This is a genomic window from Ensifer sp. 2TAB8 (assembly GCF_052115125.1).
GTDB lineage: Bacteria > Pseudomonadota > Alphaproteobacteria > Rhizobiales > Rhizobiaceae > Ensifer.
This window is the reverse complement of record NZ_JBFRGB010000025.1, coordinates 61,105-84,191: the sequence shown is the minus strand read 5'-3', so window position 1 is coordinate 84,191 and position 23,087 is coordinate 61,105. Positions and strand designations below refer to the sequence as shown.

At 63.2% G+C, this 23,087-nt stretch carries 23 protein-coding genes; 16 read left to right on the top strand and 7 right to left on the bottom strand.

Features of this window, described 5'->3' with window-relative positions:
• The first annotated feature begins 12 nt into the window (after positions 1 to 12).
• Positions 13 to 1,095 carry an extracellular solute-binding protein gene (locus tag AB4Z53_RS28785; protein ID WP_441598924.1) on the top strand — a complete coding sequence of 361 codons (1,083 nt, stop codon included), beginning with the start codon at positions 13 to 15 and terminating at the stop codon, positions 1,093 to 1,095.
• 44 nt (positions 1,096 to 1,139) lie between these two features.
• Here the strand turns inward: AB4Z53_RS28785 and AB4Z53_RS28780 are convergent, their stop codons facing one another.
• Genes AB4Z53_RS28780 through AB4Z53_RS28770 form a run of 3 tightly spaced genes read right to left on the bottom strand, consistent with a single transcriptional unit; the run spans position 1,140 to position 3,965 of the window.
• Entirely contained in the window at positions 1,140 to 2,213 is a 1,074-nt protein-coding gene (locus AB4Z53_RS28780; RefSeq protein WP_441598934.1) for an ABC transporter ATP-binding protein, read from the bottom strand.
• A 7-nt stretch (positions 2,214 to 2,220) separates the two neighbouring features.
• Positions 2,221 to 3,045 (bottom strand): ABC transporter permease, encoded by an 825-nt coding sequence (locus AB4Z53_RS28775; protein ID WP_441598923.1) that lies wholly within the window; start codon positions 3,043 to 3,045, stop codon positions 2,221 to 2,223.
• Positions 3,042 to 3,965 carry an ABC transporter permease gene (locus AB4Z53_RS28770; RefSeq protein WP_441598922.1) on the bottom strand — a complete coding sequence of 308 codons (924 nt, stop codon included), beginning with the start codon at positions 3,963 to 3,965 and terminating at the stop codon, positions 3,042 to 3,044. The genes AB4Z53_RS28775 and AB4Z53_RS28770 overlap by 4 nt, the downstream gene beginning before the upstream one ends.
• A 244-nt stretch (positions 3,966 to 4,209) precedes the next feature.
• Here AB4Z53_RS28770 and AB4Z53_RS28765 point away from each other — a divergent pair, with 244 nt between their 5' ends.
• Complete coding sequence (locus AB4Z53_RS28765; RefSeq protein ID WP_441598921.1) at positions 4,210 to 5,622, top strand: aminotransferase; 1,413 nt, start codon at positions 4,210 to 4,212, stop codon at positions 5,620 to 5,622.
• A gap of 92 nt (positions 5,623 to 5,714) precedes the next feature.
• Here the strand turns inward: AB4Z53_RS28765 and AB4Z53_RS28760 are convergent, their stop codons facing one another.
• Complete coding sequence (locus tag AB4Z53_RS28760; RefSeq protein ID WP_441598920.1) at positions 5,715 to 6,911, bottom strand: aromatic ring-hydroxylating oxygenase subunit alpha; 1,197 nt, start codon at positions 6,909 to 6,911, stop codon at positions 5,715 to 5,717.
• A 214-nt stretch (positions 6,912 to 7,125) separates the two neighbouring features.
• Here AB4Z53_RS28760 and AB4Z53_RS28755 point away from each other — a divergent pair, with 214 nt between their 5' ends.
• From AB4Z53_RS28755 to AB4Z53_RS28740, 4 genes are all read left to right on the top strand, one after another.
• Positions 7,126 to 7,704 (top strand): flavin reductase family protein, encoded by a 579-nt coding sequence (locus AB4Z53_RS28755; protein ID WP_441598919.1) that lies wholly within the window; start codon positions 7,126 to 7,128, stop codon positions 7,702 to 7,704.
• A 130-nt stretch (positions 7,705 to 7,834) separates the two neighbouring features.
• Positions 7,835 to 8,158: an ArsR/SmtB family transcription factor gene (locus AB4Z53_RS28750; RefSeq protein WP_441598918.1), complete on the top strand. Its 324-nt coding sequence runs from the start codon at positions 7,835 to 7,837 to the stop codon at positions 8,156 to 8,158.
• Positions 8,155 to 8,565 (top strand): SRPBCC family protein, encoded by a 411-nt coding sequence (locus tag AB4Z53_RS28745; RefSeq protein WP_441598917.1) that lies wholly within the window; start codon positions 8,155 to 8,157, stop codon positions 8,563 to 8,565. Before AB4Z53_RS28750 ends, AB4Z53_RS28745 begins: the two co-directional genes overlap by 4 nt.
• 43 nt (positions 8,566 to 8,608) lie before the next feature.
• Positions 8,609 to 8,824 (top strand): hypothetical protein, encoded by a 216-nt coding sequence (locus AB4Z53_RS28740; RefSeq protein ID WP_441598916.1) that lies wholly within the window; start codon positions 8,609 to 8,611, stop codon positions 8,822 to 8,824.
• A gap of 19 nt (positions 8,825 to 8,843) precedes the next feature.
• Here AB4Z53_RS28740 and AB4Z53_RS28735 read toward each other — a convergent pair whose 3' ends face one another.
• Positions 8,844 to 9,803, bottom strand: a complete 960-nt coding sequence (locus AB4Z53_RS28735; RefSeq protein WP_441598933.1) for a GlxA family transcriptional regulator — start codon at positions 9,801 to 9,803, stop codon at positions 8,844 to 8,846.
• A 135-nt stretch (positions 9,804 to 9,938) separates the two neighbouring features.
• Between AB4Z53_RS28735 and AB4Z53_RS28730 the strand changes: the two genes are divergently transcribed.
• Positions 9,939 to 10,580 carry an HD domain-containing protein gene (locus AB4Z53_RS28730; protein WP_441598915.1) on the top strand — a complete coding sequence of 214 codons (642 nt, stop codon included), beginning with the start codon at positions 9,939 to 9,941 and terminating at the stop codon, positions 10,578 to 10,580.
• A gap of 51 nt (positions 10,581 to 10,631) precedes the next feature.
• Here the strand turns inward: AB4Z53_RS28730 and AB4Z53_RS28725 are convergent, their stop codons facing one another.
• The gene (locus AB4Z53_RS28725) at positions 10,632 to 11,519 is read right to left on the bottom strand and encodes a LysR family transcriptional regulator (protein WP_441598914.1); all 888 of its coding nucleotides are present in this window, start codon (positions 11,517 to 11,519) and stop codon (positions 10,632 to 10,634) included.
• A 122-nt stretch (positions 11,520 to 11,641) separates the two neighbouring features.
• On the opposite strand from AB4Z53_RS28725, the gene AB4Z53_RS28720 reads away from it, so the two are divergent.
• The 4 genes from AB4Z53_RS28720 to AB4Z53_RS28705 all read left to right on the top strand — a co-directional run bounded on the left by AB4Z53_RS28720 (position 11,642) and on the right by AB4Z53_RS28705 (position 15,292).
• On the top strand, positions 11,642 to 12,337 hold the full coding sequence (locus AB4Z53_RS28720) for a type 1 glutamine amidotransferase domain-containing protein (RefSeq protein ID WP_441598913.1): 696 nt from the start codon (positions 11,642 to 11,644) through the stop codon (positions 12,335 to 12,337).
• A 48-nt stretch (positions 12,338 to 12,385) separates the two neighbouring features.
• Positions 12,386 to 13,228 (top strand): type 1 glutamine amidotransferase domain-containing protein, encoded by an 843-nt coding sequence (locus AB4Z53_RS28715; RefSeq protein ID WP_441598912.1) that lies wholly within the window; start codon positions 12,386 to 12,388, stop codon positions 13,226 to 13,228.
• 110 nt (positions 13,229 to 13,338) lie between these two features.
• Positions 13,339 to 14,145 (top strand): phosphate/phosphite/phosphonate ABC transporter substrate-binding protein, encoded by an 807-nt coding sequence (locus tag AB4Z53_RS28710; RefSeq protein WP_441598911.1) that lies wholly within the window; start codon positions 13,339 to 13,341, stop codon positions 14,143 to 14,145.
• Between the two features lie 220 nt (positions 14,146 to 14,365).
• Complete coding sequence (locus AB4Z53_RS28705) at positions 14,366 to 15,292, top strand: fatty acid desaturase (protein ID WP_441598910.1); 927 nt, start codon at positions 14,366 to 14,368, stop codon at positions 15,290 to 15,292.
• Positions 15,293 to 15,327: 35 nt separating this feature from the next.
• Here the strand turns inward: AB4Z53_RS28705 and AB4Z53_RS28700 are convergent, their stop codons facing one another.
• Positions 15,328 to 16,257: a LysR substrate-binding domain-containing protein gene (locus AB4Z53_RS28700; RefSeq protein WP_113539138.1), complete on the bottom strand. Its 930-nt coding sequence runs from the start codon at positions 16,255 to 16,257 to the stop codon at positions 15,328 to 15,330.
• A 175-nt stretch (positions 16,258 to 16,432) separates the two neighbouring features.
• Here AB4Z53_RS28700 and AB4Z53_RS28695 point away from each other — a divergent pair, with 175 nt between their 5' ends.
• From AB4Z53_RS28695 to AB4Z53_RS28675, 5 genes are read left to right on the top strand one after another with little or no spacing between them, the layout of a single operon-like run.
• Positions 16,433 to 18,547: a TonB-dependent siderophore receptor gene (locus AB4Z53_RS28695; RefSeq protein ID WP_441598909.1), complete on the top strand. Its 2,115-nt coding sequence runs from the start codon at positions 16,433 to 16,435 to the stop codon at positions 18,545 to 18,547.
• 19 nt (positions 18,548 to 18,566) lie between these two features.
• Complete coding sequence (locus AB4Z53_RS28690; protein WP_441598908.1) at positions 18,567 to 19,448, top strand: iron-siderophore ABC transporter substrate-binding protein; 882 nt, start codon at positions 18,567 to 18,569, stop codon at positions 19,446 to 19,448.
• A complete protein-coding gene (gene fhuB, locus AB4Z53_RS28685; protein ID WP_441598907.1) occupies positions 19,445 to 21,409 on the top strand; it encodes a Fe(3+)-hydroxamate ABC transporter permease FhuB in 1,965 nt (654 codons plus the stop codon). Before AB4Z53_RS28690 ends, fhuB begins: the two co-directional genes overlap by 4 nt.
• Positions 21,409 to 22,125: a siderophore-iron reductase FhuF gene (gene fhuF, locus AB4Z53_RS28680; RefSeq protein WP_441598906.1), complete on the top strand. Its 717-nt coding sequence runs from the start codon at positions 21,409 to 21,411 to the stop codon at positions 22,123 to 22,125. The genes fhuB and fhuF overlap by 1 nt, the downstream gene beginning before the upstream one ends.
• Before the next feature lie 54 nt (positions 22,126 to 22,179).
• Entirely contained in the window at positions 22,180 to 22,995 is an 816-nt protein-coding gene (locus AB4Z53_RS28675) for an ATP-binding cassette domain-containing protein (protein WP_113539133.1), read from the top strand.
• Positions 22,996 to 23,087: the final 92 nt, after the last annotated feature.

The window sequence follows — 23,087 nt, the reverse complement described above, 5'->3', positions numbered from 1 at the left end:
GAGGAGGTTGGCATGACATTGGTGAACGCGTGCAGGCAAATCTTGGGAGGCGCCTTCATCGCCTCGCTTGTCTCGACCACCGCCCTGCCGGCGCATGCCGCCGGAAACCTCACGATCTTCGACTGGTCCGGCTACGAGGATCCGGCCTTCCACCCGTCCTACACCTCCAAGCACGGAAGCGAACCGGACTTCAGTTTCTTCGGCGACGAGGAGGAGGCTTTCCAGAAGCTGCGCTCCGGCTTCAAGGCCGACCTTGCCCATCCCTGTTCGCAGAGCGTGGCGAAGTGGCGCGAGGCCGGGCTGATCGAGCCGCTCGACACCTCGAAACTCACCTACTGGAACGACATCGATCCGGGCATCGCCGCGATGAAGGGGCTGATGACGACGCCGGACGGAAAGGCCTGGCTGCTGCCCTTCGAATGGGGCAACACCGTGCTCACCTACCGCACCGATACGGTCAAGGAGGACGAGATCAAGTCGCTCCGGGCCTTTGCCGATCCGAAGTTCAAGGACCGGGTCTCGATCGGCGACAATGTCGATGACGCCTATGCGCTGGCGAGCCTCGCCATCGGCGTCAAGGACTGGACGACGATGACCGACGAACAGTTCAAGCAGGCTTCGGACTTTCTGCGCGAAGTGCACAAGAATGTCCGCCTCTACTGGACCGACAACACCGACTTGAGCCAGGCGATCGCCAGCGGCGAGGTCGATCTCGCCTGGGCCTGGAACGAGACGGCAACGACCCTGCAGGCAGACGGCGTTCCGGCGGCGATCAAGAAGGATACGACCGAGGGGCTTTCGACTTGGGTCTGTGGCTATGTCCGCCTCAAAGGGGCCGAAGCGCCGCTTGACGAACAATATGACTACCTGAATTCGATCTCCGATCCCGCGATCACGGCCTATATGGTCGAGTCTTGGGGGTATGGTCATGCGAACGCTCGCGGCATGGCGCAGGTCGATCCGAAGATCCTGGCCGACAAGGGCTATGCCGACGTCTCCAAATTCCTGGCCAACACGCTGTTCCAGTCGCCGATGCCGGTCGAACTGCGCCAGCGCATGATCGCTGAGTTCGAGAAGATCAAGTCGGGCTACTGAGAAGGGAAATCGGCGGGGCGCGACTGCGTCCCGCCGAAACTTTGTCAGTCGGCAACGGCGACCAGCGCATCCGGATCGTAGGCCAGCCGTATCGTGTCGCCAACGGGAATGTCGTCCGCGCCGAAATTGTTGGTCTCCGATACCGAAAGCGGCTGCTCGAGGCCGGGGATATCGACGATCAGGTGGGTGATCTCGCCGAAATAGTGTCGGTCGACGACCTTGCCGGCAACCTCGAAATCGGAACGCGCATCATCCCACAGCACACGCAGGCGTTCCGGTCGAATGCCGATCGTCGCCGTGCCGTTCCGGGCAGCAAAGCCGAGCGGTTTGTCGACGGTGACGCCACCGAAGCGCGGGGTCTCGACGGAAATGCGTGTCGCTGTCTCGTTGGTGACGCGGGCTTTCATGAAGTTCATGCCACCGAGGAAGTCCGCGACCTGGCGCGTGTTGGGGCGCTGGTAGATCTCCTTCGGCGTCGCCACCTGCGCGATCCGGCCACCGAACATCACGGCGATGCGGTCCGAAAGCGCCAGCGCCTCATACTGATCGTGGGTGACGAGGATGAAGGTGATGCCGACCGCGCGCTGCAGCGTGCGCAGTTCCACCTGCATTTCCTCGCGCAGCTTCTTGTCGAGCGCGGAGAGTGGCTCGTCGAGGAGCAGCACCTTCGGTCGCATTACCAGCGCGCGCGCCAGCGCCACCCGTTGGCGCTGGCCGCCTGACAGTTCATGCGCCCGTCGCTTGCCGAGATGGCCGAGCCTGACCTGTTCGAGTGCGGCGCCGACACGGCGGCGTTCCTCGGTCGCATCGAGCTTCAGGCGCTTCAGGCCATAGGCGACATTCTCCTCGACATCGAGATGCGGAAAAATCGCGTAGTTCTGGAAGACCATATTGGTAGGGCGGCGGTTCGGCGGCACGCCGATCACCGATTGGCCGTCGATGCGGATGTCGCCTTCTGTCTGCGTGTCGAAGCCGGCGATCGAGCGCAGAAGCGTGGTCTTGCCGCAGCCCGAAGGGCCGAGCAGCGAGAAGAATTCGCCGGCGGCGATGCCGAGCGAGACGTCGTCGAGCGCCTTGTAGATGCCGTAGAACTTGCTGACGCCTTCGATTGCGATCATCGGTGTTTCAGCCATGCTGCGCTCCCTGTGCCCTGAGCCTGTATTCGGCGCGGCGGCGTATGATTTCCGAAAGAGTGAGAAGCAGGATCGAGATGAGCAGCATCAGGCTGCCGAGCGCGAGCACGCCCGGTAGCTTTGCGGCAAAGCGGAGCTGGCCCCAGATATAGACCGGCAACGTCGGCTCGGTTCCCGAGAGGAAGAAGGCGAGGATGAACTCGTCGAGCGACACCGTGAAAGACACGAGCAGGCTGGAGACGATCGCCGGCGCGACGACGGGCAGGGTCACCCGCCGGAAGGTGCCGATCGCCGTTTCGCCGAGATCGAGCGAAGCCTCTTCCAGCGACCGGTCGAAGCCGTCGAAGCCTGAGATCAGTACCGACATCGCATAGGGCAGGCAGAAGACCACCTGGCCGAGGATGACGGTGACGAGCGAAAGCTCGATGCCGAGCTGCAGCAGGATCATCAACAGCGAAACGGCGACGATGATCTCGGGCAGGAACAGGGGCGCCATGATCAGGCCTGTCGCCGGCCCTTTGCCGCGGAAGCGATAGCGCGTCAGTGCGCGGGCGGCGCAGATACCGAGAACGGTGCTGATGAGCGCCACGGAGACGCCGACGATCATGCTGTTGCGTGCCGCTTCCAGCATGGCCGAATTGCCCCAGAGCGTGACGTACCACTTGGTGGTGAAGCCGGCCAGCGGGAAGGTCGTGGTGGAGGCGTTGTTGAAGGAAAAGATCGGCAGCAGCAGGATCGGGAAATAAAGGAAGAGCAGGTAGAGGCCGACATAGATCGGCAGCCAGCGGGACTTCGGGATGCCGTGACGGCCGCTCATTTCGCCAGCCTCATTGTGAGTTTCAGCGCGAGGACGACGAGCCCCGCCATCGCCGAGACGACCACCATGGTCGTCACCGAAAGTGCGGCGCCGAGCGGCCAGTTGGCGCCCTTGCCGAACTGTGCCTGGATCGCGGTCGCGATCATCACCCCATCCTTGCCGCCGACGAGCTTGGGCGTCACGTAGTCGCCGACGGTCGGGATCATCACGATCAGGAAGGCGGAGATGACGCCCGGCAGCGACAGGGGCAGGGTGACACGCAGGAAGCTCATCACCTTGTTGTCACCGAGATCGTGCGCAGCTTCTATCAGCGAGCGGTCGACCTTTTCCAGCGACACGTAGATCGGCAGGATCGCAAAAGCCGCCCAGCTGTGGACGAGCGTAATGACGACGGCATTGGAATTGTAGAGCAGCGTCGTCAGCGGCTTGTCGATAAGGCCGATCGATAGAAGCCCCGTATTCATCACGCCGCCATAGCCGAGGATGACCTTCCACGACATCACGCGCAGAAGATAGCTCGTCCAGCAGGGCACGGTGATCAAGAACAGCCAGAGGTTCTTGTGCACGCCGCCATGGAAGGAAATGAACCAGGCGATCGGATAGGAGGCCGCGACGGTGACGACGCTGACGACCAGCGAGATGACCAGCGAGCGCACCAGGAGGTCCTGGTAGATCGGTTCGCCAAGGGCGGTGCGGTAATTTTCGAGGGTAAAGGTACGGTCGATCGTCAGATAGTCCTGGGTCCAGAAACTGTAGGCGATGACGATCAGGACGGGCAGGAAGAGCAGGGCAAGCGCGTAAAGCAGTGTCGGTGAGATGAGAGCGAGGCCGCTGGCCTCTTCGCTGGCAATCCAGCGTGTGCGGCTTTTCGGTGGTTCTGCGGGCCGATGCTCCACCCCCGCGCCCGACAGGACTGCCATCAGCATGTCCTCGCGCGATGTGCTGAGCGTGGACACTGGAAATGCAGCGATCGCTTCATTCTATCCATCCCGTGGCGGTATCCGCCTTTTGTGGTCCCTCAATTAGCAAAACGCAAATCGGGATTGAACGCAAGCGGAATTTCTGCAATATTGATTGAACAGCCATTCAATAAAAGTAGTCATTATCGATTGTTATCAACTTGTTGAGTGGAAAAATACACCGGATTTAATGGGAGATTCCGTGATGGCCGCGAAGCTCGATCCTGCAGTTGTGCACAACCGCGAGGCGGATGAAACCGCCGCGCTCGCCGCGCGGCATCTCGTCCAGCCTTGGCCTGTCGCCGGCAGCATCGGCGCCGAGTCGCGCGGGGCGATCGAAAGCGGCGACGGAATCTATGTGACGGACGGCGAGGGGCGCCGACTGATCGATGGGCCTGCCGGCATGTGGTGCGTCAATGTCGGTCATCGCCGGGCCGAGCTGGCTCAGGTGCTGCATGATCAGGCGCTGGCGCTCTCCTACAACTCGCCATGGTACACGACGAGCACGCCCTCGGTTGATCTCGCCGAGCGACTGGCAGCACATGCGCCCGTAGACCTCGGCCACGTGTTCTACACGACGGGCGGATCCTCGGCGGTTGAGACGGCCCTGCGCTTCATGCAGTTCATGAACAATGTGCGCGGCCAGCCGGACAAGAAGCTGATCGTCTCGCGTCAGGGCGGCTATCACGGCTCCACCTATCTCTCGGCCTCGCTCAATGGTCGGCCGCGCGATCACGACTGGATGGACAGCGCTTCGGATCAGGTGATCAAGCTCACCTGTCCGAACCCCTTCCGCCGCCCGACGGGTCAGTCGGAAGCGGAGTTCTGCGATTTCCTCGTTGCGGAGTTCCGCGCCGTGATCGAAGCGCGCGGTGCCGAGAAGATTGGCGCCTTCATCGCCGAGCCGGTCATGGCATCCGGTGGCGTCATCGTGCCGCCGGCGGGCTACCTTCCGCGTATGCGGGCGCTTTGCGCCGAGAACGACATCCTCTTCATCGCCGACGAGGTGGTGACGGCTTTCGGCCGCCTCGGCGAGATCTTCGCCTCCAAAGCAGTCTTCTCGATCGAGCCCGACATGATCACCTTCGCCAAGGGGGTAACGTCAGGCTATTTCCCGCTCGGCGGCGTGATGATCTCGTCGAAACTTCTGGAAACGCTGCGCCAATCCAATCATTCCGACGCGATGTTCGCCCATGGCCTCACCTATTCCAGCCACCCGATCGGCTGTGCGGTGGCGCTCAAGAACCTCGATATCCTGGAAGGCGGGCTGCTCGACCATGCGCGGGCGATCTCCGGTCATTTCCAAGCGGCACTGAAACGGCTCGAAGCGCTGCCGCTCGTCGGCGAGGTGCGCGGACTGGGGCTGATGGCCTGCGTCGAATGCGTCGCCGATCGCGTCAGCAACAATCCGCTGATGCTCGATTTGGAAGTCGGCAAACGTATCGATCGGCACTGCCAGGAACTCGGCCTGCTCGTGCGGCCGCTGATCAACATGTGCGTGATGTCGCCACCGCTGACGATCACGACGGGCCAGATCGACGTCATGGCCGATATCCTCGATGTCAGTATTCGAAGGACGATGGACGAACTGGTGCGCGAGGGGCTCTGGAAGGGCTGATGGTGGCATGAAATGCCTCGGCCCCGCCAGCATTCCCCGGCGAGGCCGACTTCAGGGGCCGGACGATCTCCGGCCCTTCTTTTTGTCTTCGTTCAGCGTGCCGCCATCGCCTCGTTGACGGCGGCCATCTCCTCCTCGCGCGGCGCCTGATCGAGCGTCATGACCGGCAGAACCGCGCGCAGGTGGTCGTGGTGGGTCCGCACGCCATATTCGAGGTCGGAGAGATAGAAGCCGCCGAACGCCTTGGACGTCATCGACTCGTTCGACCAGATCGTCAGCTGTACGTCTTCGGCCTGGGTGTCGCGATCGATGCGGAAGGCGAGGTAGCGGGCGAGCCGCTGCCGGCGCGTCTCATCGGGATAGCGATAGATGCCACCGCGTAGCAGCGTCTTGCCCGTTGCGAGCGGGAATTCCTGATAGAATTGCACGCTCTCCGGCGTCACGGCGATGACCGCGTTCGGAAACAGGCCGAAATAGATCCAGGTCTTACGCAGCCGCTCGGGCAGATGCGTCGCTTCCGGCGCGACGCTGACATATTGCTTCACGCTCCAGCGCCGGCCGGCATGCGGATTGTAGGTCGCGAAGGAACGGCAAAGTCCGTTGACGAAGGGCTCGTCGTAATAGGTCGAGCCGTAGAGATCCTGCAGCGCCGGATGGGCCATGGCGACATGGTAGCCCTCATTGTCGACGTCGCGCACGGACTTCCAGTTGACCGGGCTTTCCTGCGTCCAGATGCCCTGGGTGGGCACCATGCCCTCCGTCCCATAGTGCCCGAGTTCCTCGGCGAAGGGGCGCATGACCTCGGCGACCGATGGCTGCGGGCCGGGGCGGAAGCGGACGAAGACGAAGCCCATCCAGACCTCGAGTTCCAATGGGATCAGCCCGAATGCCTGCTTGTCGAGCGGCGGAAATGAGCGTGGGCGCGCGGCGCCGCGCAGCGTTCCGTCGAGATTGTAGACCCAGCCGTGGAACGGACAGACCAGCGCGTTGCGGCAGGTGCCCTTGTCGTCGGCGACGACGCGGGAGCCCCGGTGGCGGCAGATGTTATGAAATCCGCGGAGCGTGCCGTCCTGGTCGCGCAGGATCAGCGCCCGCTCGCCGACGACGTCCATGGCGACGTAATTGCCCGGCTCCGGCACGTCGGACACATGGCAGGCGATCTGCCAATGCTGCTTGAAGACATGCTCCTTCTCCAGCTCGAGCAGGGCGTTGCTGTGGTAGCACCATCCGGGCAGCCCACGGCGATCCCAGTCATTCGGAACGGAAATGTCGCGGACCAACTCGTTCATCACGGTCTCCATATTTGCTGAACGTTCATTCAATATATCCGGATTTTGCGATGAAGGGAAGCCGGGGCGCTGGCGCGACGGGCGGCGGTCCGGCTTGAGGAGGAGCGGCATCGCAGTCGATGTCGTTAGGCGAAGCCCAACCCTTGTTGGTGGGATGTGGTGTCACTATAGAAATGGCCATCGATCAGGTTCGCCGCGGTGGCAGAGGTTTTTGATGGATTCGCATATTCGTCCCGTTCCGCTCGAAAAGGCCTATCGGTTGCTCAACCATGGCCCGACCGTTCTGGTCTCCGCCCGCCATGCTGGGGTGGAAGACGTGATGGCAGCGGCCTGGGCCTGCGCCCTCGACTATGATCCGCCGAAGCTGACCGTCGTGCTCGACAGTGCCACCCGCACCCGTAGCCTGGCAGAGGAGGCGGGCCTGTTTTGCATCCAGGTTCCAACCGCGACCCAGGCGGTGCTGACCCATGCGGTCGGCACCACGAGCCTGCACGACGATCCGGACAAACTTGACAAGGCCGGTGTCGCGCTCTTCGACATGCCGGAGCATGACCTGCCCTTCGTTGCCGGCTGTTCGGCCTGGCTGGTGTGCCGGCTGATCTCCGAGCCGTCCATCGAAAGCCGCTACGACCTGTTCATCGGCGAGATCTTCGCCGCCTGGGCGGACGATCGCGTGTTTCGTGACGGGCACTGGATGTTCGAGACCGCCGACCCGGCCCTGCGCAGCCTGCATTATGTCGCGGGCGGACACTTCTACGCGATCGGCGAAGCGATCGACATATCCTCCCCCTAGGCTGATCTTTCCCGGCAGTTGAAGCCGCGCCGGCAGGAAATGATCTGTGCGCGGGCCGCAATCATTACGCGTTTGACAAACGCATACCCAATTGGCTATACGTCATCATATAGCCAATTGGGTATGAGATATGTCGCGGTTGCAGGATGCGGTTTTTCGGGCGCTCGCCGATCCCACTCGTCGTGGGCTCTTCGAGCACCTCTGCCGCCAGGGGGATACGACCGTCGTCGGATTGCTGGCCGATGCCGGCGTTTCGCAGCCGGTCGTGTCCAAGCATCTGAAAATCCTGAAGGCGGCAGGGCTCGTGCACGACAGGCATGAGGGCCGCTACACTTATTACAGCGCGAAGCGCGAGGCGCTTGCGACCCTGGTTGACTGGACGACGGAGATGGCCGGCTTCTGGCAGGACCGCTTCGATGATCTCGATGATTTGCTGAAGAGAATGGACCAATGATCGAAACAACGGAAACTACACGCTCTGTCGTGGTCGAACGTGACTTCCCGCATCCGCCCGAGAAGATCTGGCGTGCCCTGACGCAACCGCATCTGATCGCCGAATGGCTGATGCGCAACGATTTCATTCCCGAAGTCGGCCGCCGCTTTACCCTGTCGGCCGATTGGGGACAGGTCGACTGCGAGGTTCAGACGATCGAGGCGAACCGCTCGCTTGTCTATCGCTGGGACACCAAGGACCTCACCAGCGTTGTCACCTGGACGCTCGCTCCCGCCAATGGCGGCACGAGCCTGCGCATGGAACAGCGCGGCTTCCGCGCAGACCAGAAGTCCTACTTCCAGGGCGCAACCGTCGGTTGGCAGCGCTTTTTCACGCAGTTGGAAGAGGTCGTCGCAAAGCTCGACTGATCGCTCCATCGCTCGATCCAACGCCCGAATTCAAGGTGCCAGAATGACTTCTCTGATCCGGATAATCCATCGCTGGACGTCCCTGCTATTCTCCTTGGCCGTTGCCGGGATCTTTATCGGCATGCCCCTGGCGACGCTTCCCGAATGGGTCTACTACCTGCCCCTGCCGCCGCTGTTCGTGCTTTTGCCGAACGGCCTCTATCTCTTCGTGCTGCCCTATTTGAGCAAGCCGCAAGGCAGGGTTCAGGCGGCCGAATAGGGGGATGCGACCCGCCAATTTACCCAGCGAGAAGCGCCGGGCTGGCGAAGCGCTTTCGGTACTCGGCCGGCGTTACGCCGACATGGCGGGTGAAGGCCCGACGCAGCGTATCGGCATCGGCAAAGCCGCACTGGGCCGCGACCTGCTTGGGCGCGTCATGGCCCCGTTCGAGAAGGCGGCGGGCCGCATGGACCCGCGCCTCCTCAACCCAGCTTGCCGGCGTGATGCCGACCTCGCTGCGAAAAAGCCGGGAGAAGTGGCGCGGGCTGAGATCCATCCGCTTGGCGAGGTTGGCAACGCTGTGATCCTGTGCGGGATTGACGGCGATCCAGCGCTGAAGTTCCTGGAGCGCCGAGCGGCCGGCCGGTGCCGCTTCCCCCTTGCGGCTGAACTGCAGCTGCCCTCCGGGCCGCTTGAAGAACATCACGAGCTGGCTCGCCACCCGTTTGGCGACCTCATGCCCAAGATCCTCCTCGACCAGGGCGAGCGCCAGGTCGAGTCCGGCCGTCACCCCGGCAGCCGTGCGCACCGGCCCGTCGCTCACATGGATTGAATCCTCCTCGACGGTCACCTCGGGGAACCGCCGCGCGAGCGCTTCGGCCACGGCCCAATGCGTCGTCACGCGCCTCCCTGCAAGCAGCCCCGCCGCGGCAAGGAAGAAGGCGCCGCTGCAGACCGATCCGTAGCGCCGGACAATTGGCGCCCGCTGCCGCAGCCAATCCAGAACCACGCCATCCGCGGACACCTCCGCCGCATTCGGGCATCCGGCAACAAGCAGCGTGTCGATCGGATCGTCGAAATCGCGGCCGATAACCCGGTCCGCCATCAATCGCACGCCGGACGAACTGCGGAGCGGCCCGGGCTCTGTCGCGGCGACAAGGAGGCGATAGGCCTCGCGCCCGACCTGCGCATTCGCTTCCGCAAACACATCCAACGGACCCGAGACGTCGAGCAGTTGCACGCCGGGCAGCGCCACCATCACGATTGTTCTCGTTTTCTCCTTCATGCGCGTCCGCCTCGATCTGGATTTGGCCGTATTTGACGTGTTGCATAAATTGCAGACATTTTAGGTGGTTTCTATCCTGTTGGCGAGTAGAAAGCGCAGGAGAAAACAATGCCGCTCATCGCCAACGAGGCCGCCATCCCCGATAGCAAGCTGGCCAAGGCAATAACCGAGTACATCCGCGACACCGAAACCGCACTGCTCTTCAACCATTCAAGCCGCGTCTACCATTTCGGCGCGCTCGCCGGCATTCACCGCGGGCTGACCTTCGACCGCGAGCTGCTTTATGCCGGGGCGATGTTCCATGACATCGGCCTGATGCCGAGCCACAGCAGCAAGCATGAACGCTTCGAAGTCGACGGCGCCCATGCCGCGCGCGACTTTCTGCGCGGCCATGGCATTTCGGAAGCGGATGCCTACACGGTCTGGACGGCGATAGCGCTCCACACGACGCCGGGCGTGCCCGAACATATGCATCCGGTCGTGGCACTCGTGACCGCCGGCGTCGAGATGGATGTGCTCGGCCTCACCTACCAGCAATATTCCGACGCCGAGCGCGAAGCCGTGGTCGGCGCATTCCCGCGCACGCCCAATTTTAAGGAAGATATCATTCAGGCCTTCTACGACGGCATCAGGCACAAGCCCGACACCACCTTCGGCAACGTCAAGGCCGATGTCATTGCTGACAAGGAGCCCCACTTCCATCGCGGCAATTTCTGCAACGTCATCCGCTGCTCGCACTGGCACGGCTGAGGCGTCTCGTGCGAGGGTTGCCTCATATCCTCGCAGCCCTTGCCCGACAGTCTATTCCAAAAGGCAATCGATCAAGGCGCGCGTCGCGGCAGACAGGTTGCGATGCGGCGGGTAGATGAGCGAGAAGGGACGCGACCGGCCGCCCAGTTCCAGAAGGAGTTCGACCAGGCCTCCCTGCGCCAGGCTATCCCGCACGACGAAGTCATAGGTCTGGCAAACGCCAAGACCGGCCTCCGCCAGGGACACGGTGCCGAGAACATCGTCTTGAACATGAACGGGGCCATGGGGCGTCCACTCGATATCCGAGCCGTCGACCCGCAACAACCAGGGCGCCGGACGGCCCGTGCTGGGCATGATGAAGGGCAGGCAGGTATGTTTCGTGAGATCGTCGATCGACTGCGGCATACCGCACCGGGCGAGGTAACCGGGAGAGGCCACAAGCCTTAGCGGCTCGTCCCCGAGCTTTCTCCCAATCATCCCGCTGTCGGGAAGCTGACCGAGGCGGATTGCGAGATCATAGCCCTCGGCGACAAGGTCGACATTGCGGTTGGCAATCGATACTTCAACGGCAACCGACGGATACTTCAGCGCAAAGCGGGTCAGCTTCTCCGGCAGGCAAAAATGACCGTAGGTAGTGGAAACGCTGAGGCGGACCCGGCCGGCCACAACGCCTTCGCCCTGAACGGCGCGCTCGGCCTGGTCGATGGTTTCGAACGCCGTGCGGACCTGTTCCAGATAGTTTCGCCCCGCCTCCGTAAGGCTGATGCGCCGCGTCGTTCGCCGCAACAACTGCGTGCCGAGCTTCGTTTCCAGGCGGGTGATCGCCCGGCTCAGGACCGATGGCGTGGTGGCCAGCGCCACGGCGCCGGCCGTCATTGATCCCTTGTCGATGACGGTGATGAAGGCCTCGACGTCGGCGAGGTGATCGAAGCGGCGCATTGTTGCCTTTCAGGACCAAATCATTTCCCTGTGAGTGAATTTATCGCCGAATGTGGAGATAATAAATAGGCTGCATCAGCAACGCCCGCGACGCCGGGCCATTCCCAAAAGAGGAAATGACGATGACGGAGGCAGCCTCGACCGCCGGAAAGCCAGTGCTTTTCGTTCTCACCAGCCACAGCTCCAAGGGTGACGGTGGCCAGCCGACCGGCTTCTATCTCGGCGAGGTCACGCATCCGCTGGCCGTGCTCGAAGCCGCCGGGATCTCGGTCGAATTCGCGTCGATCAAAGGCGGCGAACCGCCGGTTGACGGCCTCGATCTCGAAGACAAGATCAATTCGCAGTACTGGAACGACGATGCGTTTCGAGCGGCGATCCGCACCACCACCGGGCTCGATGATGTCGACCCCTCGCGTTACGCTGCGGTTTTCTTCGCCGGCGGTCACGGCGCCATGTGGGATCTGCCGCAAAGCGGTGCCGTCGACCGGGTGACTCGTTCGATCTTCGAGGCTGGTGGTGTGGTCGCGGCGGTGTGTCATGGCCCGGCGGCGCTCGTAAACGTCAAGCTGTCCGACGGTCGCTATCTCGTCGCCGGCCGCGATGTCAGCGCCTTCACCGATTCCGAAGAGCGCGCCGTCGACCTCGACAAGACGGTGCCCTTCCTGCTCGCGAGCGCTCTCGTCGAGCGTGGCGCGCGGCATCATCCGGCGCCGGACTGGACATCGAAGGTCGTCGTCGACGGCCGATTGATCACAGGCCAGAATCCGCAGTCCGCCACAGGCGTCGGCGAGGCGCTGCGCGACGTCCTCGCCGCCTGAAGAGCCCATTGCGGGAGGCCCATTCGGCCACCATTCGGAGACATGAAGATGAAAATGCTGATGAAGTTGGCGGCCTCGGCGGCAATCGTGCTTAGCGCCACGCACGCGGATGCCGGAAATATCCTGGTCGTGCTTTCAGATGAAAACAGGCTGGACCTCAAGGACGGCAAGGTCTTCGAGACCGGCTTTTACCTCAACGAATTGATGCAGCCGGTAAAGGCGTTCCTGGACGCTGGCCATGAGGTAACCTTCGCGACACCAAAAGGCATGGCGCCGAGCGTTGATCGTACTTCGATCGACAAGATGTATTTCGGTGGCGATGAAGCGGCGATGCGGGAAAGCGAAGCACTGCTCGGCAAGCTGAAGATCACCTCGCCGACGGAGACCCCGGTTGTCAGCCTGCCGCGGGTGGCGCCGATCGGCTACGACCACTTTGAAGCGGTCTACGTTCCCGGAGGCCATGCGCCGATGCAGGATCTGCTCGTCGACGCAAATCTCGGCCAGCTGCTTCGGCAGTTTCACATGGGCGGTAAGACGACCGCCTTGATGTGCCACGGGCCGATCGCGCTTCTGTCGACACTTTCCGAGCCGGCCGAGTTTACCGGAGAATTGGCGGCGGGTCGCCAGACTGTCGCCGATACCGGCTGGATTTATGCCGGCTATCGCATGACCGTCTTCAGCAATGGCGAGGAAGAGATGGCCAAGCCTCTGCTGAAGGGCGGGGAGATGAAGTTCTATCCTCAGGATGCCCTGGCACTGGCGGGCGGTATGATCGCCAACGGTGATACGCCCTTCCAGTCGAACATGATCGTCGATCGCGAGCTGATCACCGGCCAGAATCCGGCGAGCGCTGCGAAGGTCGCAGGTGAGATCCTGAAGCGCGTGCAGTAGTCCCTATCCTCAGGAGCGGCCATTGCGGTCGCGCAGAATTCGATTGCGAATTAAGTCTATGCAATGCATAGGTTTTCGATCGCCTTCACCCGGTCGCTCCGAGGTCGCCCATGCCCATCGCAAGCCTTGCCATGTATGTCAGCCCGGCGCCGCTGAAGGACGCGACGCGGATGTTCTGGGAGGCGCTGGCGGATCGCCTCCGTGCCGTTGGGCTCGATGCGCCTGCGGCCTTGAAGGAGGACATGCGCTACGACGAGCCCTGGCTTCGCCCAGATCTCCTGTTCGCGCAGACCTGCGGCTATCCCTATGTCCAGCGCCTGCGCGGCCAGGTGCAGCTGGTGGCGACGCCGGTCTACGGACTGCCTGGCTGCGACGGATCGCTCAAATGCAGTTTCATCATCGTCAACGCCGCATCCTCGGCGCGTTCGATCGAGGATCTGCGCGGTGCGCGGGCGGCGATCAACGATCCCGGCAGCAATTCCGGTTACAACCTGTTTCGCGCCTTCGTGGCGCCCCATGCGATCGACGGACGGTTCTTCTCGACGGTGCTGCAGACCGGCGGTCATGTGGCGAGCATTGACGCCGTGTCCAGCGGTGCCGCCGATATCGCGGCGATCGACTGCGTGACCTTCGGCAACACCTTGCGCTTCGACCCCGCTCGCGTCGCCGGCGTGCGCATCCTGGCAGAGACAAAAAAAGGTCCGGGCTTGCCGTTCATCACCGCAGCATCGACACCGGCGAAGGACCTGGTGTTGTTGCGCCGCGTGCTTGCGGAAACCATTGCCGACCCGGCGCTTTTCGAGATCTGCGACACGCTTTCGCTGCGCGGCATCAGCCTGCTATCCGATAGCGACTACGAGGCTCTGGCGGCTTTCGATCGCGATGCCGCCGATCAGGGATATCCGACGATCGCCTGACGGTTCGGCGGCGGCTTCGCGAAGGCCGTCGCGAACATCAGGCGCACGGCAGCTTTATAGAATATAAATTACATAGAATAAATATTTTACAGGCCTGGCGTTTCGCACGACCACTATTCCCGTTTGCGTGTCTTTGCCGCAAAGCCATGCGGCGCCTTCCCCTTGGTCGGCTTTTTATATTGGCGATTGAAATCTATCGCTTTTTCTAGCCGGAGACCCCATGTCGACTGACGCGCTGCCCCCGCAATCGAGCCTATCTCTAATCGCGCGCATCGAATGGCAGACCGTCGCGCTGGCCGTGGCCATCTATAGTGGTTTTTTCGCCCTGACCTGGTTCTGGAAGTCGCTTCCCGTCGCGGTGGTGATCGGCTTGGGCGGTTGGTTGATTGCCTGGCACGGGTCGCTACAGCATGAGGTCATTCACGGTCATCCGACGCGCGACCAACGCATCAACGATGCGATCGGATCGCCGCCGCTTTCCCTCTGGCTGCCCTACGCGATCTATCGGGAAGGGCACCTCGTCCACCATCGCGACGAACATCTGACGGATCCGATCGAGGATCCGGAGTCCTCCTATTTTACCCGAGCCGCCTGGGAAGGCATGGGCAAGGTGGGACGAAAGCTTGCCGAGTGGAACACGACCCTGCTCGGCCGGCTGACACTCGGACCACTGGTCATGATCCTGAGTTTCCTCGCGCAGGAACTGGCGCAGATCGTGCAGGGCGACAGGGAGCGGGCAAGAATCTGGCTCGCGCACGCGGCAGGCGTCGCCGTCGTCCTCATCTGGGTTCTTGCGGTCTGCGGCATGCCGCTCTGGCTCTACCTCTTCGGTTTCGTCTATGCCGGTGCGGCGTTGACGCGGCTTCGCTCCTATGCGGAGCACCGTTACGCCGGCCATCACGACGAGCGGACGGCGATCGTCGAAGGCACACCGCTCTTCGGCCTCCTGTTTCTCTACAACAATCTGCATGTGCTGCATCACCAGCGACCGGGTGTTCCCTGGTATCAGATCCCGGCGCTCTATCGCCGGTACAGAGGTGCACTGCTGGCGATCAATGGCGGCCTCGTCTATCGCGGCTATCTCGACGTCGCGCGTCGGTATCTCCTGAAGCCGCACGACGATCCGCGCCATCCGCAGCACCCTTGAGCGCAAGCCGCAACGGCAAAGGCCGGCGTGAAGCGCTAGGCAGTTCGTCCATGGCGTGCTCGGTGATGGGCGACGAACGCGCGTACGGCTGCCGAGCCTTCGACCTTGCGATAGGCGACCGCGAGATCGGACGTGACGCGGTTTCGCGCCAATGAAACATAGCGCACGCCCGGAAGCTGCAGGCATTGCAGCGACTGCGGCACGAGCGCGATGCCGAGCCCGACGGCGACCATGCTCATGATGGTGGTGAAATCCCGGCCCGTCGCGCTGATCTTCGGGGTAAGGCCGGCGTCCTTGCAGGCGTCGAGCGTGTTTAAGTGGAAGCCGACATCGGCAGGTTGGCGCGGGGTTATGAAGGTGTGGTCGGAGAGGGCCGCGAGCTCGATGGCATGCTGGGCGGCCAGCGGATGGGCCGTCGGCAGCGCCATCACCAGTGGCTCGCGCAGGACCGTGGTCGTCGTCAGGCCGGCCGGGATCGGCGCCGGTGGGCGAATGTAGCCGAAGTCGAGATCACCTTCCGCGATCATCGTGAGCTGCTGGCGCATTTCGATCTCGACAAGCTGAAGTTCGATGTCGGGAAACTCCTGACGGAAAGAGGTGAGTGATTCCGTCAGCACGCCGGAATAGGCGGCCGAGGCGACATAGCCGATCGATATCCTGCCCGTCTGACCGCGTCCGACCCGCTGCAGTTCCGACAAGGCGAGGTCGGCCTGCGCGACGATCTTTCGGGCTTCGTCAAACAGCAATTGTCCAGAGAGCGTCAGTTGTACCGAACGCTTCGCCCTATTCAGCAACGGGATGCCGACCAGGCTTTCCAGATTGAGAATCTGCTGGCTGAGGCCGGGTTGGGCAATCCCGAGCCGGGCGGCGGCGCGCTCGAAATTTTTCTCCTCCACCAGGGCGATAAAATAGCGCAGGTGCCGAAGCTCGAAGGTTGCGGCGCGCGGTGACTTTGGAGCCGACATGAGGCCTCGTGGTGTAATAACTGAAAGCGATGCTGCCTGTTGGTATCATAATCATTAGTTCTGAAAAATCCTGTACCGACTTATTGGAATGGCGGAAAATTTGCCTATACAAAGATGACAAATTTACTCCAGATTGAGCGCGCGGTACGCGGTGCGCAGAGGCTTTCGTCGTCACATGTCACGCATTCACTGGTTGCTGCTTACGTCCGTCGCTCTGGTAGGATACGCCGGACAGTCGGCGATGGCGCAGCAGCACGGCGAGACCAGGCTCGAGGCGATCGTCGCGAAGGGCGACAGGGACGCCGGCGGTCCCGTCGAGGGCTATGTGGCGAAGTCGAGCCGCACCGCTTCGAAGACCGGCACACCCCTGCTCGAGACGCAGCAATCCGTGTCTGTCATCACGCATGACCAGATCGTGGCGCAGGGTGCCCAGACGGTAGGGCAGGCGCTGAATTACACGCCCGGCGTGCTGGCGCAGCCCTTCGGTACGGATCCGCGCTTCGATACGCCGATCATACGCGGTTTCGATGGCCGGCAGGCCCAGTTCCTGAACGGGCTCAGGATGATGCGCACCGCCGGCGCACCAGCCGTCGAAATATACGGGCTCGAAAACATCGACGTCCTGCGCGGGCCCGCCTCGGTCATGTACGGTCAAGGCAATCCGGGCGGCATCATCAACATGATCAGCAAGAAGCCGATCTTTGAGAATTTCGGCGAAGTCGGCGTGCAGGGTGGAAGCTTCGAGACTTTTGGTGGCTTCTTTGATTTCGGCGGTACGCTGGGTGAGGATTCGGATTTCGCATACCGGCTGACCGGTCTTGGCAAGAATGCCGCTGCCCAGGTCGATGAACTGGACAACGACCGCTATTTCATCGCACCGGCGCTGACATGGCAGCCGGACGAGGATACCAAGCTCACGATCCTTGCGAGCGTCCAGCACGACAATCCCGGCACGCCCTCGGGCCTGCCGCCGCAATACACGCTGAACGCAACCGACTTTCGCCTGCCGCGCGACTTCTATGTCGGTGACGAAACCTTCGACCGCTCCAGCCGCACGCTCACCAATCTCGGATACGAGCTCGAACATCGCCTGAGCGAGAGCTGGATCTTCTTGCAGAATTTCCGCTACTCCGATTTCGATTGGGACTACCAGTCGCTCGGCATGTCGACGCTTGGTCTTGCGGCTGACGGCCGCACGCTGCGGCGAAACGCGACCTTCCAGGACGAAACGCTCAACACCGTCAACGTCGACAACAATCTGCTGGGCGAATTCTCGACCGGCGACGCCGACCATACGCTGCTTGTCGGCCTCGACTATCGCCACTTCGACAACAATGTGCGGACCCGCTTTTTCCAGGCGACGCCGATCGACGTGCGCTCGCCAAGCTATGGCGGGCCGATCCGGCTGATCGCGCCGACGCTCGATACGACGGTCGACAGCGCGCTTTCGCAGCTTGGCGTCTATGTGCAGGACGAATTGGCACTCGGCGGCTGGCGGGCGACGCTTGGCCTCAGGCAGGATTGGACCAGCAGCTCGGGAACGTCGCTCAACGGCCTTACCGGCGCTTCCCGCCCGCTCGATCAGGATGATCATGAACTGACCGGCCGCGCCGGCCTCGCTTACGTCTTCGACAACGGTGTTGCGCCCTATGTCAGCTACTCGACGTCCTTCGAGCCGGTGATCGGGGCCGGGCCGGATGGCTCGCCCTTCGAGCCGACATCGGGCGAGCAGGTGGAGCTCGGTGTGAAATACGAGCCGGCTGACTGGAACGGTTTTTTCACGGCAGCCGTCTACGACCTCAAGCAGAGGAACGTGCTGCGCACCATCGCCGGCCTCTCGTCGCAGATCGGCGAGGTCAATGTCCGTGGCCTGGAGCTCGAGGGCGTCGCCAGCATAACGCGAGGGCTCGACCTGCGCGCCGCCTACACCTACACGGACGCCCGGATTGCGGCCGGCGCTGACGACGGCAACCGCGTCGAAAACGTGCCGGAGCATATGGCGAGCCTCTGGGCGAACTACACCTTCCAGGAGGACACGGCGCTTGAAGGTCTCGGCGTCGGGGCGGGCGTTCGCCTCGTCGGCCAGCGCTATGGCAACAGCGCCAACACCTTCAACCTGGATTCGGTGGTGCTCGCCGATTTCGCGCTCTCCTATCAGAAGAATGGTTACAAGGCCTCGCTCAACGTTCAAAATCTGTTCGACAAGGACTATGTCGCAAGCTGCAGCTCCTTCGGCTGCTACTACGGCGACGGCCGCACATTCATGGGGAAGCTGACCTATAGCTGGTAGCGAATTGAGAGAGCGGGCATTGGGTCCTTTCGTCAGCCGCCGGGAACTGCTTCTCGGCGCGCCGCTGTTGCTTGCCGCGCCGGATGGCCGGGCCGACGTGCCATTGCGCATCGCCGCGATCGACTGGGCGATGCTGGAGACGCTGTGCGCGCTCGGCCTCACGCCGGTTGCCGCGACGGAACTCATCCAGTTCCGAAGCGATGCTGTAGAGCCGGCGTTGCCGAACGATGTCGTCGATCTCGGATTGCGCGGCTCGCCCAATTTCGAGCTGCTTCACCTGCTCAGACCCGACCTGATCCTGATTTCGCCGTTCTATGTGCGCCATGAGGCAGCACTCGGCCGGATCGCGCCGCTCTTCTCACAGCCGTTCTACGTTCGCGGCGAGCCGCCCTTTGAGAAGGCGCTGGCGGCGGTCAAGGCGCTCGGCCACCGGCTCGAACGCTCGGAAAGGGCCGAAGCACTGTTGAAGGAGATAGCCGGCAAAATCGAAGGTCACAGGCAGGCGCTCGCTCCCTTCGCGGGCAGGTCCACCTATATCGTCAACATCGGCGATGCACGGCACGTGCGCGTCTTTGGTTTCGACAGCATGTTCGGCGACTTGCTTGCCCGGCTGGGTCTGCCGAATGCCTGGACGGATCGTTCGCGCTTTACTTTCGCAGCACCCGTGCCGATCGAAAACCTGGCGGCTGACCCCGATGCGCGCATCGTCATCGTCTCGGACATCCCGGTCGAGGCACGAAGCGGCCTTCGAAACAGCATCATCTGGAACGCGTTGGAACCCGTCCGCCAGGGACGCATCATCCAGCTTGCCAACGTAAACCCCTATGGCGGCGTCACCGCGGGCCTGCGGTTTGCGCGCCTTTTCGCCGAGGCGATGCAGACGGGGGATCCGCGCGGATGACGATGCGGGCATGGTCTTTCCTGTCGGCTAGCCTGCTGGTCGGCCTCATCCTCTTCGCGTTGTCCGCATCGAGCCAGGTGCCGTTTTCGCAGTGGAGCGATCTGCTTGCGCCTTCCGCGGCACTCAGTCTCGACAAGATCATTCTGGCCTATAGCCTGTTCCCAAGGGCGGCGGTCGCGCTTACAGCGGGCGCAGCGCTCGGCCTCTCGGGCGCGCTTCTCCAGCAATTGCTGCGCAACCCGCTCGCCGATCCCTCGACCCTCGGGATTTCGGCGGGTGCCCAGCTCGCGATCGTTGCAGCAACGCTCTACGCCCCTGAAATCGTCGATGGCCATCGAACTGCCGTTGCGCTCGCCGGTGCCGCGGCGGCGGCAGCGGTCGTCTTCGCGCTCGGCTGGCGGCGGGCTTTCGAACCGATCACGATGGTGGTCTCCGGTCTGCTCGTGGGCGTGACGGCAGCCGCCCTATCGGCGGCCATGACGCTTGCGCGCGGCGAATATCTCATGTCGCTGGTGACCTGGAACGGCGGGTCTCTCAGCCAGCAGGACTGGTCCGTGTTCCAGGGGCTCGCGCTGGAGTTCGTCCTTCTCGGCGTGCTCGCCAGCCTGCTGATCCGCCCGCTGCTGGTCCTCGGTCTCGGCGATACCAGTGCGCGCAGCCTGGGGGTCAATCTCGGCGGCATTCGCTTTGCAATTGCCGCAATCGCGACAGCTCTGGCCGGCTTCGTCGCTGCTGCGGTAGGGCTCGTCAGCTTCGTCGGCCTTGCCGCCCCGGCCTTCGTGCGCGCCTGCGGAGCCCGCCGGCCGGCGGCGATTGTCGCGCTGTCGCCGCTTGCGGGTGCCTTGTTCCTCTGGCTCTGCGACGGCATCGTGCAGACCCTTGCTCGCACCTCGAGCGAGAACTTTCCAACCGGTGCGGTCACCGCACTCGTTGGCGGCCCCTTGCTTCTCTGGCTTCTGCCCAAGGTGCGCAGCATGGAAGTGCCGCATGAGGCGCGGGAGAGCATTCGTCGCGCGAGATTGATGCCGGCATTTGCTGTGTTTCTTGCCCTGGTGCCCGTCATCGTCGCGATCGCCTTTTTCGTAGGGCCCTCCGGGCAGGGCTGGAAGGTACTGAGCTGGGCCGAAACGCTCGACCTTGCACCGCTCCGGTGGCCACGGCTGCTGGCGTCCGCCTCAGCAGGCGGCCTGCTGGCCGTGACTGGCGCGATCCTGCAGCGCATGACGGGTAACGCCATGGCAAGCCCCGAGGTCGTCGGCGTCAGCGGCGGTGCCGGTCTCGGTTTTGCCGCAGCGCTGACCGTCGTGCCGGACGGCGGCACGGCCACGGTCTTCATCGGCGCGGGTCTCGGCGCGCTCATCGCCATGCTGGCGGTGCTCCTCTTCGCCAGCCGCAGGCATCTGCCGCCGGAAAAGCTGCTGCTTGCGGGCGTGGCCGTCGGTTCCTTCAGTTCGGCCGTCCTGTCGGCGCTGCTGGCGATCGGCGACCAGCGGTCGTGGCAGATCCTCGCCTGGCTCGGCGGTTCGGCATCCACGGCAACGCCGGCGACTGCAATTTTCCTCGGCATTCTCTCTCTGCTCATCCTTGCCGTCGCGTTGATGCTGAGCCGCTGGTTGACGATCCTGCCGTTTGGGCCGTCAATCGCCCTGTCGCTCGGCCTGTCGGTGCGCTTGAGCCGCGTGTTCCTCCTGCTTCTTTCGGGCGCTGCAACGGGTGCTGCATCCCTGCTTGTCGGCCCCTTGAGCTTCGTCGGGCTCGTCGCGCCGCACATTGTCCTGCGTGCCGGTCTCGTCACGGCGCCGCAGCATCTGGCCGGCTCCTTCCTGCTCGGCTCGATCCTGATGGCCCTTGCCGATTTCGGCGCTCGCACGGCGACGTTCCCCTACGAGTTGCCGCTCGGCCTCTTCGCCGCGCTCGTCGGTGCGCCCTACCTCATCTGGCTTCTGGGGCGGAAACGATGATGGCGAGCCTGTTGCCGGCGCTTCCCGCTCCCTTTGCGGACGCGGCCTTGAGCCACGCATTTCAGGCTGACGACGATGATCTCGTCCGCCTGGACAGCATTCTCGAACCGGGGCCGGTTGCCCGCGCGCTGGATGGCCTTTTGCGGCGTTGGGGACCGGGCGATCGCAGGGCTGCCGCGTCGCTGTGGACGCAAGGCTATTTCGGCCGACTGCTCCGACCCGCCATCGCCTATGGCCTCGTTCACGACATCTGGTTTTGCCTGGCGTTACCGGAAGTTCAGGTCGGCCTGTCGGATATGGCGACGCCCGTTCGGTTCGTGGCGAAGCGGGCAGCTCCCGCTTCGTTGAGCACACATCTGCATGGGATCGTCGATGACAATGTGAGACCGTTGATCGCGCGAATTGCGACGGTGACGGCGACCTCGGAACGGGTGCACTGGAGCAACGCGTCTTACGCCTTCTGCCGCGCCCGCAGCCATGTTCGCAATCTCTGCCAGCGGGGCGCGATGCCGGGCGATGTCGCGGCGCGGCTCGACGAGCTGGAGGCGCTGATGGCAGCGGGCCATCCACTGGTCCGGCTGACGCAGACGGCCCCCGACGCCTCGGGTGGTACCTGCCTCCAGCGCAAGGTCTGTTGCATCCGCTACAAACTCGATGGATTGAAGAAATGCGGCCCGGCCTGCCCGATCAATGCCTCGACCTTTTGTCGCCAATGATGTCTACCGATAGAGCAAACAGCAGGTTCAGCCACCCTGCACCGGAACGAAGAGATGCAGAACCACGCGACTGAAGCTCCGCCCATTGCCCGCGATCAGGCCGTCCTGTCGCTTCATGATGTGAGCTACGCCATCGACGGGCGAAACCTGCTGCACCCGCTGACGCTGGATATCCCGGCAGGGCATTCCATCGCGCTCATCGGCCACAACGGTTCTGGCAAGTCGACATTGCTCAAGCTGATCGGGCGGCAGCTCACGCCGACCGCGGGGCGTATCGATTTCGAGGGCCAGCCACTTACAGGCTGGGGAACGCGGGCCTTCGCCCGCCGGCTCGGTTATCTGCCGCAGAACACGCCACCGGCGCCCGGCATGCTGGCCCGAGAACTGGTCGCGCTTGGCCGCTATCCCTGGCACGGCACGCTCGGACGCTTCGGGGCAGCCGACAAGGCAAAGGTGGAAGAGGCGATCGAGGTCACCGGTATCGGGCCGTTCGTCAACCGCGAGGTCGACAGCCTGTCGGGCGGCGAGCGCCAGCGTGTGTGGCTCGCCATGCTCGTCGCGCAGGATGCCACGTGCCTGCTGCTCGATGAGCCGATCTCCGCGCTCGACATCGGCCATCAACTCGAGGTTCTGACGCTGACGCGCGATCTTTGCCGGGACAAGGGCATCACCATCATCGCGGTGCTGCACGAGATCAACATGGCGGCCCGTTTCTGCGACCGCATCGTGGCGCTTCATTCCGGCCGCCTCATCGCCGAGGGGACACCCTCCGACGTCATGACGCCCGAAGAACTGGCGCGGATCTACGATGTGCAGATGGACGTGCTGGAACAGCCCGTCAGCGGACGCCGCGTGGCGCTGGCGCGGTAGGCGGCAAAACCACCGCCCCAAGTCGACCAGCCGGCTTGGATGCCGGACCACCGATTAGCATTTGCCCCTTGAGTAGCCGACGGCAATTGACA

Excerpts from the sequence above, each read along its gene's own strand:
- AB4Z53_RS28785 (WP_441598924.1), top strand. The coding sequence starts at position 13 with ATGACATTGGTGAACGCGTGCAGGCAAATCTTGGGAGGCGCCTTCATC.
- AB4Z53_RS28735 (WP_441598933.1), bottom strand. The coding sequence starts at position 9,803 with ATGGTGGCGCTGCCCGGCGTGCAACTGCTCGACGTCTCGGGTCCGTTG.
- AB4Z53_RS28760 (WP_441598920.1), bottom strand. The coding sequence starts at position 6,911 with ATGAACGAGTTGGTCCGCGACATTTCCGTTCCGAATGACTGGGATCGC.
- AB4Z53_RS28730 (WP_441598915.1), top strand. The coding sequence starts at position 9,939 with ATGCCGCTCATCGCCAACGAGGCCGCCATCCCCGATAGCAAGCTGGCC.
- fhuB (WP_441598907.1), top strand. The coding sequence starts at position 19,445 with ATGACGATGCGGGCATGGTCTTTCCTGTCGGCTAGCCTGCTGGTCGGC.
- AB4Z53_RS28755 (WP_441598919.1), top strand. The coding sequence starts at position 7,126 with ATGGATTCGCATATTCGTCCCGTTCCGCTCGAAAAGGCCTATCGGTTG.
- AB4Z53_RS28770 (WP_441598922.1), bottom strand. The coding sequence starts at position 3,965 with ATGGCAGTCCTGTCGGGCGCGGGGGTGGAGCATCGGCCCGCAGAACCA.
- fhuF (WP_441598906.1), top strand. The coding sequence starts at position 21,409 with ATGGCGAGCCTGTTGCCGGCGCTTCCCGCTCCCTTTGCGGACGCGGCC.
- AB4Z53_RS28745 (WP_441598917.1), top strand. The coding sequence starts at position 8,155 with ATGATCGAAACAACGGAAACTACACGCTCTGTCGTGGTCGAACGTGAC.
- AB4Z53_RS28740 (WP_441598916.1), top strand. The coding sequence starts at position 8,609 with ATGACTTCTCTGATCCGGATAATCCATCGCTGGACGTCCCTGCTATTC.
- AB4Z53_RS28780 (WP_441598934.1), bottom strand. The coding sequence starts at position 2,213 with ATGATCGCAATCGAAGGCGTCAGCAAGTTCTACGGCATCTACAAGGCG.
- AB4Z53_RS28710 (WP_441598911.1), top strand. The coding sequence starts at position 13,339 with ATGCCCATCGCAAGCCTTGCCATGTATGTCAGCCCGGCGCCGCTGAAG.
- AB4Z53_RS28725 (WP_441598914.1), bottom strand. The coding sequence starts at position 11,519 with ATGCGCCGCTTCGATCACCTCGCCGACGTCGAGGCCTTCATCACCGTC.
- AB4Z53_RS28765 (WP_441598921.1), top strand. The coding sequence starts at position 4,210 with ATGGCCGCGAAGCTCGATCCTGCAGTTGTGCACAACCGCGAGGCGGAT.
- AB4Z53_RS28775 (WP_441598923.1), bottom strand. The coding sequence starts at position 3,045 with ATGAGCGGCCGTCACGGCATCCCGAAGTCCCGCTGGCTGCCGATCTAT.
- AB4Z53_RS28720 (WP_441598913.1), top strand. The coding sequence starts at position 11,642 with ATGACGGAGGCAGCCTCGACCGCCGGAAAGCCAGTGCTTTTCGTTCTC.
- AB4Z53_RS28695 (WP_441598909.1), top strand. The coding sequence starts at position 16,433 with ATGTCACGCATTCACTGGTTGCTGCTTACGTCCGTCGCTCTGGTAGGA.
- AB4Z53_RS28675 (WP_113539133.1), top strand. The coding sequence starts at position 22,180 with ATGCAGAACCACGCGACTGAAGCTCCGCCCATTGCCCGCGATCAGGCC.
- AB4Z53_RS28705 (WP_441598910.1), top strand. The coding sequence starts at position 14,366 with ATGTCGACTGACGCGCTGCCCCCGCAATCGAGCCTATCTCTAATCGCG.
- AB4Z53_RS28715 (WP_441598912.1), top strand. The coding sequence starts at position 12,386 with ATGAAAATGCTGATGAAGTTGGCGGCCTCGGCGGCAATCGTGCTTAGC.
- AB4Z53_RS28750 (WP_441598918.1), top strand. The coding sequence starts at position 7,835 with ATGTCGCGGTTGCAGGATGCGGTTTTTCGGGCGCTCGCCGATCCCACT.
- AB4Z53_RS28700 (WP_113539138.1), bottom strand. The coding sequence starts at position 16,257 with ATGTCGGCTCCAAAGTCACCGCGCGCCGCAACCTTCGAGCTTCGGCAC.